Origin of the sequence: Flavobacterium sp. Arc2 (genome assembly GCF_041431385.1) — a bacterium.
GTDB lineage: Bacteria > Bacteroidota > Bacteroidia > Flavobacteriales > Flavobacteriaceae > Flavobacterium.
In genome coordinates, this window is record NZ_JASMRH010000009.1 from 39,326 (window position 1) to 55,067 (window position 15,742).

Annotated in this window: 17 protein-coding genes; 7 read left to right on the forward strand and 10 right to left on the reverse strand. The window is 35.8% G+C overall.

The window, feature by feature from the left end; genetic code table 11:
* Nucleotide 1 precedes the first annotated feature (1 nt).
* Complete coding sequence (locus QO182_RS07890) at nt 2-379, forward strand: response regulator (protein ID WP_371560859.1); 378 nt, start codon at nt 2-4, stop codon at nt 377-379.
* Between the two features lie 287 nt (nt 380-666).
* Entirely contained in the window at nt 667-2,904 is a 2,238-nt protein-coding gene (locus QO182_RS07895; protein ID WP_371560860.1) for a TonB-dependent receptor, read from the forward strand.
* A 57-nt stretch (nt 2,905-2,961) separates the two neighbouring features.
* On the opposite strand, the gene QO182_RS07900 is transcribed toward QO182_RS07895, so the two are convergent.
* Entirely contained in the window at nt 2,962-3,381 is a 420-nt protein-coding gene (locus tag QO182_RS07900) for a Rieske (2Fe-2S) protein (protein ID WP_371560861.1), read from the reverse strand.
* A gap of 163 nt (nt 3,382-3,544) precedes the next feature.
* On the opposite strand from QO182_RS07900, the gene greA reads away from it, so the two are divergent.
* Both greA and QO182_RS07910 read left to right on the forward strand, forming a co-directional pair.
* Complete coding sequence (gene greA, locus QO182_RS07905; RefSeq protein ID WP_371539155.1) at nt 3,545-4,021, forward strand: transcription elongation factor GreA; 477 nt, start codon at nt 3,545-3,547, stop codon at nt 4,019-4,021.
* A gap of 56 nt (nt 4,022-4,077) precedes the next feature.
* The gene (locus QO182_RS07910; protein WP_371539153.1) at nt 4,078-4,467 is read left to right on the forward strand and encodes an HIT family protein; all 390 of its coding nucleotides are present in this window, start codon (nt 4,078-4,080) and stop codon (nt 4,465-4,467) included.
* A gap of 171 nt (nt 4,468-4,638) precedes the next feature.
* Here the strand turns inward: QO182_RS07910 and QO182_RS07915 are convergent, their stop codons facing one another.
* Nucleotides 4,639-5,784, reverse strand: a complete 1,146-nt coding sequence (locus QO182_RS07915) for a PAS domain-containing sensor histidine kinase (protein ID WP_371560863.1) — start codon at nt 5,782-5,784, stop codon at nt 4,639-4,641.
* Between the two features lie 187 nt (nt 5,785-5,971).
* On the opposite strand from QO182_RS07915, the gene QO182_RS07920 reads away from it, so the two are divergent.
* Entirely contained in the window at nt 5,972-6,853 is an 882-nt protein-coding gene (locus QO182_RS07920) for a flavin reductase family protein (protein ID WP_371539149.1), read from the forward strand.
* Between the two features lie 21 nt (nt 6,854-6,874).
* The gene (locus QO182_RS07925) at nt 6,875-7,246 is read left to right on the forward strand and encodes a DUF3127 domain-containing protein (protein ID WP_091083051.1); all 372 of its coding nucleotides are present in this window, start codon (nt 6,875-6,877) and stop codon (nt 7,244-7,246) included.
* A gap of 48 nt (nt 7,247-7,294) precedes the next feature.
* Here the strand turns inward: QO182_RS07925 and QO182_RS07930 are convergent, their stop codons facing one another.
* A complete protein-coding gene (locus tag QO182_RS07930) occupies nt 7,295-8,026 on the reverse strand; it encodes a phosphatase PAP2 family protein (RefSeq protein ID WP_371560865.1) in 732 nt (243 codons plus the stop codon).
* 93 nt (nt 8,027-8,119) lie between these two features.
* Between QO182_RS07930 and aat the strand changes: the two genes are divergently transcribed.
* Nucleotides 8,120-8,764: a leucyl/phenylalanyl-tRNA--protein transferase gene (gene aat, locus QO182_RS07935; RefSeq protein ID WP_371560867.1), complete on the forward strand. Its 645-nt coding sequence runs from the start codon at nt 8,120-8,122 to the stop codon at nt 8,762-8,764.
* 203 nt (nt 8,765-8,967) lie between these two features.
* On the opposite strand, the gene QO182_RS07940 is transcribed toward aat, so the two are convergent.
* From QO182_RS07940 to thiC, 7 genes are all read right to left on the reverse strand, one after another.
* On the reverse strand, nt 8,968-9,678 hold the full coding sequence (locus QO182_RS07940; RefSeq protein ID WP_371560869.1) for a ThiF family adenylyltransferase: 711 nt from the start codon (nt 9,676-9,678) through the stop codon (nt 8,968-8,970).
* Between the two features lie 189 nt (nt 9,679-9,867).
* Nucleotides 9,868-10,980, reverse strand: coding sequence for a 2-iminoacetate synthase ThiH (thiH, locus tag QO182_RS07945; RefSeq protein ID WP_371560871.1), 1,113 nt, complete (start codon nt 10,978-10,980; stop codon nt 9,868-9,870).
* Between the two features lie 84 nt (nt 10,981-11,064).
* Nucleotides 11,065-11,838: a thiazole synthase gene (locus QO182_RS07950; protein WP_371560872.1), complete on the reverse strand. Its 774-nt coding sequence runs from the start codon at nt 11,836-11,838 to the stop codon at nt 11,065-11,067.
* Nucleotides 11,819-12,457 carry a thiamine phosphate synthase gene (locus tag QO182_RS07955; RefSeq protein WP_371560874.1) on the reverse strand — a complete coding sequence of 213 codons (639 nt, stop codon included), beginning with the start codon at nt 12,455-12,457 and terminating at the stop codon, nt 11,819-11,821. Before QO182_RS07955 ends, QO182_RS07950 begins: the two co-directional genes overlap by 20 nt.
* Nucleotides 12,450-13,205, reverse strand: a complete 756-nt coding sequence (locus tag QO182_RS07960; protein ID WP_371539132.1) for a hydroxymethylpyrimidine/phosphomethylpyrimidine kinase — start codon at nt 13,203-13,205, stop codon at nt 12,450-12,452. The genes QO182_RS07955 and QO182_RS07960 overlap by 8 nt, the downstream gene beginning before the upstream one ends.
* Nucleotides 13,178-13,771: a thiamine phosphate synthase gene (locus QO182_RS07965; protein WP_371560876.1), complete on the reverse strand. Its 594-nt coding sequence runs from the start codon at nt 13,769-13,771 to the stop codon at nt 13,178-13,180. The genes QO182_RS07960 and QO182_RS07965 overlap by 28 nt, the downstream gene beginning before the upstream one ends.
* Nucleotides 13,772-13,811: 40 nt before the next feature.
* Nucleotides 13,812-15,635 carry a phosphomethylpyrimidine synthase ThiC gene (thiC, locus tag QO182_RS07970; protein ID WP_371560878.1) on the reverse strand — a complete coding sequence of 608 codons (1,824 nt, stop codon included), beginning with the start codon at nt 15,633-15,635 and terminating at the stop codon, nt 13,812-13,814.
* Nucleotides 15,636-15,742: the final 107 nt, after the last annotated feature.

Here is a 15,742-nt window from a genome sequence, read left to right on the forward strand (position 1 = left end):
TATGGAAAAACCAAATTTTATATTGATCGACGACGATAAAATCATGTTGTTTTTAATTGAGTTTGAAATTAAAAAGCATTTTGATTCCTCTTCAATTGTGAGTTATGATAGATCAGACGTGGCTTTTAATTTTATCCATCATAATGTAAGGGATTTAGAAAATACGGTTATTTTATTAGATCTAAACATGCCAGTTATGGATGGGTTCCAATTTTTAGAAAATTTAAATTCATTTTCTCATAATTTAAAAGTTATTATTGTTACCAGTTCCATTTCTGATGAAGACAGGGAAAAAACTATGATCTATCCGTTTGTTAAAGAATATATTAATAAACCACTAAAAGGACTTGACTTAAAAAGAATAATTGCAAATAGCTAAAATGAGATTCCAACTTTAAATCAATTTTTAACATTTAATGAGGATATTATTAATTTTTAATTAGTTGTTTGATTTTTATTCTTTTTAGGATTACCTTTGCCCCGTCTCAAAGGGGTGCTCTAAATAACGAGCTGAGATCATACCCAACGAACCTGAGCGAGTAATGTTGCTAAGGGAAAAAACGACACAATTATAGAGTGCACGCTATTATTTTGCCGTAGGAAACAATCATTTATTAATTAAACAAAAAGAATAATTCCCCCTTTTATTTGTAATCTTTTTTACGGATGAATACAATTATTGGTTACAAAGTTGCAAAGTCTCAAAGTTGCAAAGTCTCAAAGTTGCAAAAAAATGCAAATCGCAAGACATTTTTATTTACTCTTTTCTCCATCTTCTTTTCTCTATTTTCTTATTCACAAGTTAAAGATACTACCTCCGTTAATCAACTAGATGAGGTGCTGGTTTCGGCAGTGCGTGTTACTACAAAAACGCCGGTTAGTTTTAGTAATTTGGACAAAAAGGATGTTAAATCTCGAAATTTAGGACAAGACATTCCTATTTTAATGAATTATTTGCCGTCAGTGGTCACTACATCCGATGCTGGAAATGGTGTTGGTTATACCGGAATTCGTGTGCGTGGTAGCGACGCTACGCGTGTTAATGTTACCATCAACGGGATTCCTTATAACGACTCAGAAAGTCATGGAACGTATTGGGTAAACATGCCCGACTTTGCTTCCTCTGTTGAGAGTCTGCAACTGCAACGCGGTGTAGGAACATCAACGAATGGATCTGGTGCTTTTGGCGCAAGCCTAAACATGCTTACGGATAGTTATGCTAAAGAAAGTAATGGAGAAATATCAAATTCTTTTGGAAGTTTTAATACGCGGAAGCATACCGTAAAGTTCAGTACGGGTTTAATTGATGATCATTTTGAATTAGCAGGGCGTCTTTCTGCTTTGAAGTCTGATGGATACATTGATCGCGCTAGTTCCGACTTGAAATCGTATTTTTTACAAGGAACATATGTGGGTACAACGACTTTGATTAAAGCACTGGCTTTTGGAGGTACAGAAAAAACGTATCAATCATGGAATGGTTTAGAAGATTTAGATGTGCTCAAAAATGACCGAACTTTTAATACTGCTGGAATGTATACTGATGAGTTTGGTGAAACTCGTTTTTATGATAACGAAACTGATAACTACCAGCAAGATCATTATCAATTGCACTGGAGTGAAAAGGTGTCAACAAATTGGAATACTAATTTAGCTTTTCATTATACCAAAGGGAATGGTTATTATGAAAATTATAAAGAGAACGCAAAATTCTCAGCTTATGGATTTACTCCTATTGTGATTGACGGAACTACAATTAACAGAACAGATTTAGTTCGTCAAAAATGGTTGGATAATGATTTTTACGGAACGACTTTCTCTGCTAATTATAAAAGCGAAAAATTAGATGTGATTGTTGGCGGAGGTTATAATAAATATGAAGGAACTCATTTTGGTAAAGTAATTTGGGCTAGATATGCCTCAACATCTGAATTAGGAGACCGTTATTATGATGATGCAGCGACAAAGACTGACGGAAATATTTTTGCAAAAGCAAACTATCAAATAGCAGATAAGCTAAGTCTTTTTGGCGATTTGCAGTTGAGAAACGTACACTATAAAGCTAATGGAGCCGAAACCGGAATTGTCAATGACAACTTTAACTTTTTTAATCCTAAGGCAGGCTTGAATTTTGAAATCAATACTAACAATGCCTTGTATTTTTCTTATGCTCGTGCCAATCGCGAACCAAATAGAACTGATTATGAAAACGGAAGTCCAAAGCCTGAAAAACTAAATGATTTTGAATTGGGATTGCGTCATGCTACTGAGAAAGTAAAATTTAACGCTAATGTGTATTATATGGCATACAAAGATCAATTGATTCTTACAGGAGCGTTAGATGATGTAGGCGCACCTGTACGTAAAAATAGCGGAGATAGTTACCGTTTAGGTCTTGAGCTGGATGCTACAATTGCAGTGCTAGACAATTTGTTGATTAGACCTAATATGACTTTAAGTACCAATAAGAATAAAGATTTCTTTTTTACAAGAGACGGAGTTTTAACTGCATTAGGAAATACAAATATTGCCTATTCTCCAGATGTTATTGTTGGGAATGCTATTACTTTTTTACCGGTAAAAGATTTTCAAATAACGTTTTTCTCTAAGTTTGTTGGTGAGCAATACATGGGAAATATAGATTCTGATGGATCTAAACTGAAATCTTATTTTGTAAACGATTTGAATGTGTCTTATGAGTTCAAACCTAAGTCGGTTTTTAAATCTATTTTGATAACAGGATTAGTAAATAATATTTTTGATTACAAATACATTTCAAACGGGTATTTTTATACGTATGATGATGATTATTCTAATCCTCCGGCAGTTACTACTATTGAAGGAGCTGGGTATTATCCTCAAGCAGGAATTAATTTCCTTGTAGGATTGACATTGAAGTTTTAGATTAAAAACCTCTACTATATTAAAAGGCCCGAAAGTTTTTGCTTTCGGGCCTTTGTGTTAATTATAAATCCTCAATACGTTTCCGTTGACTTCAACACGATATTGCTTTAAAGGATACTGCAATCCAGCTTGACTTAAACCGGTAAATAAACTGTATTCTGTATTATCGCAGGGACAAACCACGTTAATGCCTTTTAAGGTCATAGTAGAACAAGATGTTAAAGTTTGATTAGGGCAAGCAGCGTCGAATGCATTGTACCCACTTCCAGTATTGAAAATATAGATGCCCCTGATTCCTGCTCCAGAATAATAGACGGCATTACTAGGGTATTGAAGATTTGAATAGGCAGGCAAATTCATGTTGATATCTATAGTAAATGTATAGTTAGGCAAATAGGGGTTTTTATTGTTAAAACCACTGTCGCTACAGCCAAAAAAGAAGGGTAATAATACAAGTAAAAGAAGGTGTTTTTTCATTATCTAAAATAAATTGAAAGTATTAGCGAAACAAATTTAATTTATTTAACTTTGAATTAAATATGATTAACATATAATTATAGACTACAAAAAATAAAAGTATCTTTGTGGAAAGAAATCCCGTCCTGATGGGATTTTTTCTATTTACATAAACGATGAAACTATGAGCGCAATATCTTACTATACGGCAGAAGGATTAAAAAAATTGAGAGAAGAATTAGATTATTTAAAAAGTGTGATGCGTCCAAAAGCATCTGCAGATATAGCTGAAGCTAGGGATAAAGGTGATTTATCTGAAAATGCAGAGTACGATGCCGCAAAAGAAGCACAGGGAATGCTGGAGATGAGAATCGCTAAGCTGGAAGAAGTACATTCTAATGCACGACTAATTGACGAGACACATCTTGATGTTTCTAAGGTGTTAGTTTTATCTAACGTAAAAATCAAAAACCAATCTAACGGAATGGAATTGAAATATAGACTTGTTGCTGAAAGTGAAGCCGATTTGAAAACCGGAAAAATATCAGTTACTTCCCCTATTGGGAAAGGACTTCTTGGTAAAAAAGTAGGCGATGTTGCTGAAATTACAGTGCCAAATGGGGTGCTTCAATTTGAAATAATGGAGATTTCTCGTGACTAGCTAAGTTTTAGTATTTGTTCATAGAATAACAGTTATAATAATCAAAATCTTAAAAAATGAGTTCAATATTCACTAAAATTGTAAACGGAGAAATTCCTTGTTATAAAATAGCGGAAGACGATAATTATTTGGCTTTTTTGGATGTAAATCCAAATGCGAAAGGGCATACGCTTTGTATCCCGAAGTTTGAAGTCGATAAGATTTTTGATATGGACGAAGCCCATTATCTAGGATTAATGCATTTTGCAAGAAAAGTGGCTATTGCATTAGAAAAAACAGTTCCGTGCAAAAGGGTGGGGATGGCAGTTGTAGGACTGGAAGTTCCTCATGCACATGTTCATTTGATTCCATTGAATGAGATGGATGAAATGCGTTTTCAAAACAAAGTCTCCCTAACTAAGGACGAATTTGAAGAATTAGCCAAGAGCATTCACAATAACTTATAATTTAAGTACACGGATTTCACAAAGTAATACCAATTTTATAATAGGTGTACGGTAGTGAAATCCGTATTTTTTAATGGAACAATTCAAATGAAAAATCTTATTTAGTTTTGTCTGTTTTTTTTCTCCATTGGAAGTAGAATAATGGTGAACAATTTTAAAGAGCGAGATTGATTATTTTAGTTTATAAGAAATTTGCATTGTTGTTCCTTTTCCTATTTCAGAACGGGAAACTTTAATTGATCCTTTATGGTATTCTTCCACAATCCTCTTTGTTAAAGATAATCCTAATCCCCATCCTCTTTTTTTAGTGGTAAAGCCTGGTTCAAAGACTCTTTTGAATTGACTTTTCTGAATCCCATTCCCGCTATCAGTCACACTTATTTTTACGGAGTCATGTTCTTGTTCTATTTTTAGAGAGAGTTTGCCTCTTCCTTTCATAGCGTCAATAGCATTTTTAACTAGGTTTTCAATGGTCCAACTGTGCAAGGTTGGGTTAATCATAACAAAAATGGGTGATTTCGGACCTTCGAAAGTGAATTCAATTTGTTTCGAAAATCGGGATTGAAGGTAGTTATAGGATTGAAAAGTCTCGTCTACAATATCTTTCTTTTCTAAGATGGGTTCTGAACCAATTTTTGAGAATCGATCCGTAATAGTTTGTAATCGGTCGATGTCTTTTTCGATTTCCATCGTTGTTGATTCGTCAATGTTTTCAGATTTTAAGATTTCGACCCAGCCTATTAAAGAAGAAAGTGGTGTGCCTATTTGATGGGCCGTTTCTTTTGCCATTCCCGCCCAAAGTTTGTTTTGAGTTGCTATTTTCGTACTTCGATAAAAATAATAAACTAAGGCTGTAAACAATACGATAATTAGTAGTAATGCTATAGGATAGTATTTTAGTTTATTGAGTAATGCTGAATTTCCATAATACAACTTTTGAAATTTTCCAGGGTCGTATTCAATTACAATAGGGTCATTTTCGTTTTTTAAATCTGATAAAAATGCGACAGCTCTGGTATTGTTTTCTATAATTGCATCATCAATGTTAACAGTGTTTATAATGCTGTCATGCTCTGTAAGGATAATAGGTATAGAAGTGTTGTTACTAAAGATTTGAAGAGGGAGTTCAACATCAGTGTTTTCACCTGCGTTAATCAGTGTTTTTTGAGCTTTTGCCCAAAGGTTCATTTTTAATCGTTCTTCATTTTTGAATATTTGAAAAAAGGTATAGGTGTTCCAAAGAATCAATGAAATGATCAAAAAGGAAGCGAATATAATTACCCAACGGGTCGTGTTTCTTCTTTCGGAAAACTGCATAAAGGAGGTTTTGTGGGATAAATATAACGAAATATAAACAGTATTATTTTAGTTCTCAATACAAAGGAAAAAAAATATTGTGTGGGACTGTTCTTGAGGATTAAATAAAGGCGCGCTCTCTTTTTAAACTTAAACCATTTACTTACTTTTGTAAATCGAGGAACTAATGTAGTGAAAATAAAAAAGTATGATTAGTATTGATCCAAAAAGTATAGAAACAGCAAAGTTACAAGGGTATCTTCAAGGTTCTGTTGGTCCTAGACCAATAGCTTTTGCAAGCACCGTAGACGAAAATGGAAACCCAAATTTGTCTCCGTTCAGCTTTTTTAATGTTTTTAGTGCGAATCCCCCTATTCTGGTATTTTCACCGGCTAGAAGAGTACGTGATAATTCAATTAAACACACTTTAATTAATTGTGAAGCAACGGGAGAAGTGGTTATTAATGTCGTGAATTTTGACATGGTACAGCAAACTTCTCTTGCAAGCACAGAATATGCCGATGGTGTAAATGAGTTTTTAAAATCAGGATTAACGCAAGTGGAGTCTGATATTGTAAAGCCATACCGGGTAAAAGAGTCACCTGTACAATTTGAATGTAAAGTGACTCAAATAATTCCATTAGGAAGTGAGGGTGGTGCCGGAAATTTAATCCTCTGTGAAGTTGTACGAATTCATATTAACGAAGCTGTTTTAGATGCTAATGGAGCAATAGATCAGTATAAAATTGATCTAGTTTCCAGACTAGGAGGTAATTGGTATTCGAGATCAAATCAAGGTTTATTTGAAGTGCCTAAGCCTTTATCAACGCTTGGGATTGGAGTAGATGTCATTCCGCATCGTGTTAAGGAAAGCCATATTTTTGATGGAAATGATTTAGGTAAATTAGGAAACATAGAAGCCTTGCCTACCCCAGAAGAAGTTAGTATCTTTGTAAAACAGAATTTTTCTGTGAAGGGAGTTTTAAGCTCTGACGACCAGGATAAGCTGCATTTAGAGGCTAAAAAGTATCTAAATGAAGACGATGTTCTTACCGCATGGAAAGTACTTTTGGCCAAAAAACAAGAGTAAATAACAATTAAAATAACGAAGATGGAAGTTACAGGAAAAATTAAAGTTGTTAATCCAGAACAACAAATTAGTGCCGCATTTAAAAAGAGAGAGTTAGTTGTTACAACAGAAGAACAATATCCTCAACATATTATGATTGAGTTTACTCAAGACAAATGTGACTTGTTAAACAATTACGCAGTTGGTGAGCCAGTTAAGGTTTCTATCAATTTAAGAGGTAGAGAATGGGTTAATCCACAAGGAGAAACTAAATATTTCAATAGTATCCAAGGATGGAGAATTGAGAAAGCAGGAGTTGAGCCTCAAGCGCCTTCAGCACCTATGCCTACTGCTCAAACTTTTGCTCCAGCAACAAACTTAAATGAAGACGAACCAGACGATTTGCCTTTTTAATAAAAAATAAAGTTTAAAAAGCCTTGAATTTCAAGGCTTTTTTTATGCTTAAAAATTAGGGTTTATGATTGCGCCCAGTCCTATTTGGTTTCCTACTTGCGGATAAATAAAAGCAGTAGTTTTTGATTTTTTAGAAACTCTAATAGATTTTAGCGGACTAAGATGCGAGAATATAATGCCAGAAGCTAGACCTATTCCGGCTCCAGCAATCACGTCAGAAGCAAAGTGTTTGTTGTTTGCAATTCTAAAAGCTGCAGTTGCTCCCGCAAATAGAAAGCCACTACTAGCGTACCAAAAATTAGAATCTTTATATTCGTAATATAAAAGCGTTGCGTTTGTAAAAGCAATAGCTGAATGTCCAGATGGGAAACTTAAATCATTAGACTTGTCCGGACGTTCTCTTTTGGCTAAGCTTTTAGTTATTTCAACAATAACCAAAGTCGCTGTATTAGCAAGTACGATGTTTACAGTTTGATTTTTAAAGTCAGTTTTGGGTTTAAATCCTAGATATTTACCTAAATAGATTTGTCCAATAGGAACTAGGGGGAATATATTATCTGCTTGTGATCTAAATCCAGAACCAAAAATATTATTTGTTTTTGTTTGAATATCATTATTTAATTCGGAGTTCAATAAAATAACACCAGTAGTAATAAATGCAGCGGGTACAATAAAAGACTTATAAGTTAGTTTTTTTGATACCGTTAAACTATCTGCATTTTGTCCATACATTTGTGTAATCATTAGGATAAAAAGGAGTAGTAATGTTGTTTTTTTCATTTTGGTAATTTATTAAAAAAAGGGCTGGGCTGTTGTAAATTAAGTAGTTTTATCAAAAATAAGCCTTTACATTGTAATTATAATGCCAAATTTATGTATTATTTATCTCAAGATTTATTTTTTCCAGATGTTACTTTAACGCATTCTTCCGGAATTATTGCGCTAGGTGGTGATTTATCACCACAACGGTTGCAATTAGCGTATAGTAGCGGAATTTTTCCCTGGTTTGAAGATGGAGAGCCCATTACTTGGTGGTCGCCTGATCTACGAATGGTTTTGTTTCTAGATGAATTTGTAGTTTCAAAAAGTATGCGAAATGTCCTTAATCGAAAGACTTTTACAGTAACATTTAATCAAAATTTTAGAGATGTAATAGCTAATTGTCAACAAATAGAACGCGACGGGCAAAACGGAACTTGGATTACAAATGATATGATTGAGGCGTATTGTAAACTTAACGAATTAGGAATAGCAAAGTCAGTAGAGGTTTGGCAGAATAATGAATTAGTCGGCGGTTTATACGGCATCGATCTAGGTCATGTTTTTTGCGGTGAAAGTATGTTTTCAAAAGTTTCAAATGCGTCCAAAGTAGCCTTTATTGCCTTGGTAAAACACTTGCAGCAAAATGACTACAAACTATTAGACTGTCAAGTGTATAATTCACATTTAGAGAGTTTAGGTTGCCGCGAAATTGAGAGAGACGATTTTATTAAATTTTTGAAAAAAGACCAATTCTGAAAAGTGCCTATATTGGAAAAGTTCAGTTTAAAAATGTAAAACCCTGCGGTAGATGAATTATGGTAAATAATAATCCAAAAACAGGGGTGGTTACAAAAGAACCTTTACGGACATTAAATACCTATAGAGAAGTTAATAACTCCATTTTATTTGATGTAAATATAGTATGTCAAAATTTAGGAATCATATCCGTTGAAGATGTTTTAGAATTTTAGTTTAGTAAAACTCCAATCTAAAGTTTTAAATAAAACCAGTTCATTTCTTAAATTCGGCAACCCGATGATTAATTTCAATGTTTCATGCGCCATCATCGTGCCAATCATTCCCGGTAAGGTCCCTAGCACGCCATTAAAACTACAATTAGGAGCGTCTTTAGGATTTGGCGGTTCCGGAAATAAATCACGTAAATTTTTACTTCCTTGATGATTGAAAACAGCAAGCTGCCCTTCAAAACCCAGGATACTTCCATATACTAAAGTTTTGCCCAAAGCCACACAAGTATCATTGACCAAATACCGTGTGCTAAAATTATCGGAACCATCAATCACAATGTCAAATTGACTGATGATTCGTGAAGCATTATCCAAAGTAAGTTTCTCATCAAAGGCTATAACTTCAATTAACGGATTTAGTTTTTCAACCATAGCTTTTGCCGTAGTAGTCTTTGGTAATCCTACTTGGTCTTCATTGTATAAAATTTGACGATGTAGGTTGTGAATTTCGATTATATCAAAGTCAACTATTCCAATAGTCCCCACGCCAGCCGTGGCAATATATTGCAAAATGGGACAGCCTAGTCCGCCAGCACCAATCACTAAAACTCTCGCTTTCTTAAGCTTTCCTTGTCCCTCGTCACCAATTTCGGGTAACATCGTTTGGCGGTTGTATCGTAAAAAATCTTGTATTATGCTCATGTTTAGGTCTTAGTAAATAGTTGGTTATTCCTTAGTGAAAAAGTCCATAAGTGTATAGTTCTTAGTGAATGGACTTAAGTAGTTACTGTGTTTTTTAGTTTTCTTATCATGGTTTTCTTGAATCATATTTCACTACGACCGCTGTCACAAACAATCTGCAATCAAAATTCGTTAATTAAAAATCTACAATTATTTGTAGCTTCGGTCCCAATCTTTCCAAACCGGTTCGTACCCACTTTGCGTTATCATTTGTGCAATTTCAGCTACTGAGCGTTCGTCGCTAATCTCAAACTGTTCTAGTGATTGCGGATCGACTACATATCCACCAGGATTAGTTTTTGAACCCGCACTCATACTCGTCGTTCCAATGGGAATAATGTTGTTTCTGAATTTCTCATTTTCCCGAGTCGAAATCGAAATCTCCAAATCTTCATTCCATAAGCGGTAAGCGCATATCAGCTGGGTTAAGTCTTTATCATCCATAATAAAGTTGGGCGGAACAGTTCCTTCCGCGGGGCGTAGGCGTGGAAATGAAACAGAGTATTTCGTTTGCCAATATGTTTTTTGTAAATAGTCTAAATGCAAGGCGTTAAAAAAACTATCAGTACGCCAGTCTTCCAGTCCAAGCAAAACACCCAAGCCTATTTTATGAATACCGGCTTTGCCAATTCTGTCTGGCGTGTCTAAACGGAAATCAAAATTGGATTTCTTACCTTTGGTATGGTACTTTTTATACACTTCCTGATGATAGGTTTCTTGATACACCAATACTGAATACACGCCTGCTTCATGTAATCGCTCGTATTCATCTTGTGAAAGTGGTTGCACTTCAACAGATATTGTCGAAAAATCATTTTTAATAACTTCAATCGCATTTAAGAAATAATTGATATTCACCGTATAATTAGCTTCTCCAGCGACTAATAAAACATGGTCAAAACCAAGGTTTTTCAAAGCTTGTACTTCTTGCTTGATCTCAGAATCCATTAATGTTTTTCGCTTGATTTTGTTATCTAAACTAAAACCACAATAAGTGCAAATGTTTTGGCATTCATTGCTTAAATACAAAGGCGCATACATTTGGATGGTTTTCCCAAAACGCTTCTTGGTTAGTTCATGACATTCTTGCGCCATTTGTTCTAGATAAGGTTGAGCAGCGGGAGAGATCAAAGCTAAAAAGTCATCTAAGTTCCGTCTGGTTTTAGCGAGTGACTGTTCTACTTCTCTGGCGTTCGTCTGGTAGATTTTTGTTTGGATTGTTTCCCAATCGTATTGTTCAAAGACTGATTTAAATGTGTTCATAGGCTTAAGCGCAAAGCGCGCAAGATTTTGTTATTTTTAACCGCAAGGTTCGCAAAGCGTTGTGGACTTTGCGGTTAATTTTTATTAGTGTAAAAAAGCGGTCAACGGACTCGAAGCTATCGCATGTTTATATTGCTGTCCTAGCTTTGCTTCATATGCTTTTCTACCAGCAATCACCGCTTCTCTAAATGCTTCAGCCATTAAACGGGGGGTTCCAGCAACTGCAATAGCTGTATTTACTAAAACAGCATCTGCTCCCAGTTCCATAGCTTTTGCAGCGTCTGATGGGGCTCCAATTCCGGCATCGATAATTACAGGGACTTTACTTTGTTCGATTATAATTTCGAGAAAATCAATCGTTTTCAAGCCTTTGTTACTACCTATTGGCGAACCCAAAGGCATCACGGCGGCTGTTCCTGCATCTTCTAAACGTTTACATAAAACAGGATCAGCATGAATGTACGGTAAAACAATGAAGCCAAGTTTAGTCAACTCTTCTGTTGCTTTTAAGGTTTCAATAGCATCTGGCATCAAGTATTTTGGATCGGGATGAATTTCAAGTTTCAACCAGTTGGTTTCTAATGCTTCTCTAGCTAATTGAGCAGCAAAAACAGCTTCTTTGGCATTTCTTGCTCCCGAAGTATTGGGTAATAAATTGATGTTTGGATGCTGTAAACAAGATAAGATGGCATCAGTGTCCGTTTCAAGGTCAATTCTTTTAAGAGCAACCGTAACTAATTCGCTTCCTGAAGCTAAAATCGCCTCTTCCATTTGTAGATTAGAACCAAACTTTCCCGTTCCTAAAAACAAACGAGATCGTAATATCTTATCACCTATTTTAAACGATGATGCTTCCATGTAAGTCGTTTTTTAGTTGTTTGATTATTTTTTTCTGGTTAGTTGAATGGGTTATTAATGCTGAAACAGCAATCCCGTAAATGCCAGTTTGCATTAACGGCTCAACGTCGTCTAATGTGATTCCGCCTATTGCATAAACAGGCGTTGTTAATCCGTTTTCTTGTATTTTTGCCATAATGTTGTGATAGCCATCAAGACCTAAAATCGGACTCAGTTTTTCCTTGGTTGTGGTGAATTTAAAAGGGCCTAAACCAATATAATCACAGCCATTTTGAACATGATTTTGAATGTCTTCGAATGTATTAGCAGTGGCTCCAATAATTTTTGTGTCTCCAAGAATGCTGCGCGCTTCTTTTATTGACATGTCGGTTAATCCTAGATGTACACCATCGGCGGCGATTTGTTGTGCGAGATATACATTATCATTAATAATGAAATTGGCTAAGTATTCTTCGCATAAAATTTTTGCGGCTTCCGCCAATGCAAAAGCATCGTCAGAAAAATGATTTTTAAACCGAATTTGCACCCAGGTGCATCCATTGTCTAAAGCTTGATGTATGTTCTTAACCTGTTCTTCGACGGTTCTGCCCTGCGAGATGTATTGTAGTTTGTTAAGCATAATGATATCCTAATTTTGAATTGTTAGATAATAAGTAGTTTTCAATATATATTTTGGCGTTTTTACATGCATTTAATAGGCTTTGGTCCTTGGCGAGATTAGCTGTAATCGATGCTGACAGCACACAACCAGAGCCATGTTTTTCATATATTTTGTTATGATGCCGTTCGAGTCTGAAAAAACGGTCTTTGATGTATAAATAATCAACTCCCTGCTCAGTGGGATTATGGCCACCTTTTAATAATACATTACAATGTTCTGATAGGTTTTTTGCTATTTTTTCGGCAGTTGTTGGTTCGTTAGATAACTGTATTATTTCAGTATAATTGGGTGTAATTAGATCGATTTGAGTCAAAATGTTTTTTAGGATTTCTTGGTTTTCAATGACTAAAAAATCAAATGCAGTCGAAGATTTCAGAACGGTGTCCCAAACGATTTTTGTTGTTGGCGAAAGTTTTTTTATATGCATTACAACCGAATTTAAATACGGTAGCGAAGGTGTAATTCCAATTTTCACCGCTTTTATTTTATATGTATCAAACAGCTTGTCTAAGGATGTTATAATAAAATCTAGCGAAGTCCACTGAATTTCAAAAAATTCGTTTTCAGTTTGTATGGTGTTTGCTGTGGTAACAGCAAGGCCATAAACCTGATGTTGCTCAAAAGTTTTGCAGTCAGCCAAAACTCCTGCACCTCCTGAAGGATCAAAACCTGCGATACTTAATACAAATGGGCGATTTTCTGGCATAATTTAAAATTTTGTATGGGTTGGTTCGTATTCCAAATTATTCCTAAAAGCGCCACATCATCAAAGCCGGATTGATAGGTGTTTTCTATATTTTTATGAGAGATTCCGCCCAAGGCAAAGAGTTTGGTATTAAAATTAGTACGATCTTTAATGGCTTTTTCTATATCAAAATTCGATTGGTAGTCTGGTTTAGAGATACTTTGATATATCGGACTCAGAAAGGCGTATTCAAAACAATCATCTAATTGATTAAAATCAGAAATAACATGAGTCGATGTCGATTTGATAAATTGATCTCGCTTTTTTTCTGTTCCCAATTTCCATGTTGCTCTTGTACTTTCGGTTAAATGGATTCGGTTAATTCCGAAGTCTAATGCTAATTGATGGTGCTGATGCAAAACCAAACGAGAGTTATAATCCTTTGTAACCTTCGACAAAAAGACCTTCATTTCCTCCTCGGAAAAATAGGGTTTCCGTACATGAAGCAACTCCAATCCACACTCAAAAAGAGCGTGAATGGTGTTGGTTTCATTTTGTGTTGAAATAGGGTTTGTGATTACAATCATAATCTGGTCTCTTTGATCTTTATTCTATTCTCTTTTTTGCTTAGCTATAAATTTCCTTCCCTCGCTCAATAAACTCTTCTGATTTTTCCTTCATGCCTTTTTCGGCTTCGGCTACATCACGTATTTCTTGAGATATTTTCATAGAGCAGAATTTTGGTCCGCACATAGAACAAAAATGGGCAACTTTGGCACCTTCAGCAGGAAGCGTTTCATCATGGAATTCTCTCGCGGTATCGGGGTCTAATGATAAATTAAACTGGTCTTCCCAACGGAACTCAAAACGCGCTTTACTCAAAGCGTTGTCACGATATTGAGAACCAGGATGACCTTTAGCTAAATCGGCAGCATGAGCGGCAATTTTATAGGTGATTACACCGTCTTTTACATCTTTTTTATTAGGTAGGCCAAGGTGTTCTTTTGGGGTAACATAACACAGCATCGCGCAACCGTACCAACCAATCATTGCAGCGCCAATTGCCGAAGTAATGTGGTCGTAACCAGGAGCGATATCAGTAGTTAATGGTCCAAGAGTGTAAAAAGGTGCTTCGTTGCAATGTTCTAATTGTTTCTCCATGTTTTCTTTTATCATGTGCATGGGTACATGTCCGGGACCTTCAATGAAAACTTGTACGTCGTGTTTCCACGCAATCTTTGCTAATTCACCTAAAGTTTCTAGTTCAGCGAATTGTGCAGCATCATTTGCATCAGCTATCGAACCTGGACGTAAACCATCTCCAAGGGAAAAAGCCACGTCGTACTGTTTCATTATTTCGCAAATGTCTTCAAAGTGAGTGTAAAGAAAATTTTCCTTGTGGTGAAATAAACACCATTTGGCCATGATAGAACCACCACGAGATACGATTCCGGTTACGCGTTCTGCAGTTAAATGAATGTAACGTAACAGCACTCCTGCGTGAATGGTGAAATAAGAGACGCCTTGTTCTGCTTGTTCGATTAAAGTATCACGAAAAACTTCCCAAGTTAAATCCTCGGCAATTCCATTTACTTTTTCTAGTGCTTGGTATATAGGGACGGTTCCAATAGGCACTGGCGAATTGCGGATAATCCATTCCCTAGTTTCGTGAATGTTTTTACCTGTTGATAAATCCATGATAGTGTCGGCGCCCCAACGGCAAGCCCAAACCGATTTTTCTACTTCTTCTTCAATGGTTGAGGTTACGGCGCTGTTCCCGATGTTAGCATTTATTTTGACCAAAAAGTTACGTCCTACAATCATTGGCTCGCTTTCAGGATGATTGATGTTGTTCGGGATTATGGCGCGGCCAATGGCTACTTCGTTACGAACAAACTCGGCTGTGATTTTGCTTTTAGGTGTGTTTGCTCCCCAGCTGTGCCCTTGGTGCTGGCATTGCATCGCTTTTTTTTGACTGTCTAATTGCTCAATGCGCTGGTTTTCGCGAATTGCGATGTATTCCATTTCAGGAGTTATGATGCCTTGTTTTGCGTAATATAATTGCGAAACATTTGCACCTTTTTTGGCGCGCATGGGTTTGTGTAAATATTCAAATCGCAATTCGTCTAGTTTTTTGTTATTCAGGCGCTCTTTTCCGTAATCAGAGCTGATTTCTGTCAATTCTTCTACATCATTACGGTCTAGTATCCATTGTTCGCGGATGCGAGGCAATCCTTTTCGAATATCGATTTCGATATCAGGATCTGTAAACGGACCAGATGTGTCGTAGATTGTTACTGGCGGGTTTTTCTCTATGCGACCATTAGACATTTTTGTGTCGGCAAGTGAGATTTCGCGCATGGCTACTTTTATCGGATGGATTGTACCATTGATATATACTTTTATAGAATTGGGGAATGGGGTTCTAGATATTTTTTCTTCGTTTGTCATTTTATGAGTCTTAAAGTTATAAAGTCGAATGTCTTAAAGTTTATTTTTGATTGTGTTGTTACTTGTGTTTAATGGAACGCGGATGAAACGGATTCGCAAAAGCGAAA

Bases quoted from the DNA above. Each gene is read 5' to 3' on its own strand.
- QO182_RS07890 (WP_371560859.1), top strand. From the start codon at position 2: ATGGAAAAACCAAATTTTATATTGATCGACGACGATAAAATCATGTTG.
- QO182_RS07895 (WP_371560860.1), top strand. From the start codon at position 667: ATGAATACAATTATTGGTTACAAAGTTGCAAAGTCTCAAAGTTGCAAA.
- QO182_RS07900 (WP_371560861.1), bottom strand. From the start codon at position 3,381: ATGAAAAAACACCTTCTTTTACTTGTATTATTACCCTTCTTTTTTGGC.
- greA (WP_371539155.1), top strand. From the start codon at position 3,545: ATGAGCGCAATATCTTACTATACGGCAGAAGGATTAAAAAAATTGAGA.
- QO182_RS07910 (WP_371539153.1), top strand. From the start codon at position 4,078: ATGAGTTCAATATTCACTAAAATTGTAAACGGAGAAATTCCTTGTTAT.
- QO182_RS07915 (WP_371560863.1), bottom strand. From the start codon at position 5,784: ATGCAGTTTTCCGAAAGAAGAAACACGACCCGTTGGGTAATTATATTC.
- QO182_RS07920 (WP_371539149.1), top strand. From the start codon at position 5,972: ATGATTAGTATTGATCCAAAAAGTATAGAAACAGCAAAGTTACAAGGG.
- QO182_RS07925 (WP_091083051.1), top strand. From the start codon at position 6,875: ATGGAAGTTACAGGAAAAATTAAAGTTGTTAATCCAGAACAACAAATT.
- QO182_RS07930 (WP_371560865.1), bottom strand. From the start codon at position 8,026: ATGAAAAAAACAACATTACTACTCCTTTTTATCCTAATGATTACACAA.
- aat (WP_371560867.1), top strand. From the start codon at position 8,120: ATGTATTATTTATCTCAAGATTTATTTTTTCCAGATGTTACTTTAACG.
- QO182_RS07940 (WP_371560869.1), bottom strand. From the start codon at position 9,678: ATGAGCATAATACAAGATTTTTTACGATACAACCGCCAAACGATGTTA.
- thiH (WP_371560871.1), bottom strand. From the start codon at position 10,980: ATGAACACATTTAAATCAGTCTTTGAACAATACGATTGGGAAACAATC.
- QO182_RS07950 (WP_371560872.1), bottom strand. From the start codon at position 11,838: ATGGAAGCATCATCGTTTAAAATAGGTGATAAGATATTACGATCTCGT.
- QO182_RS07955 (WP_371560874.1), bottom strand. From the start codon at position 12,457: ATGCTTAACAAACTACAATACATCTCGCAGGGCAGAACCGTCGAAGAA.
- QO182_RS07960 (WP_371539132.1), bottom strand. From the start codon at position 13,205: ATGCCAGAAAATCGCCCATTTGTATTAAGTATCGCAGGTTTTGATCCT.
- QO182_RS07965 (WP_371560876.1), bottom strand. From the start codon at position 13,771: ATGATTGTAATCACAAACCCTATTTCAACACAAAATGAAACCAACACC.
- thiC (WP_371560878.1), bottom strand. From the start codon at position 15,635: ATGACAAACGAAGAAAAAATATCTAGAACCCCATTCCCCAATTCTATA.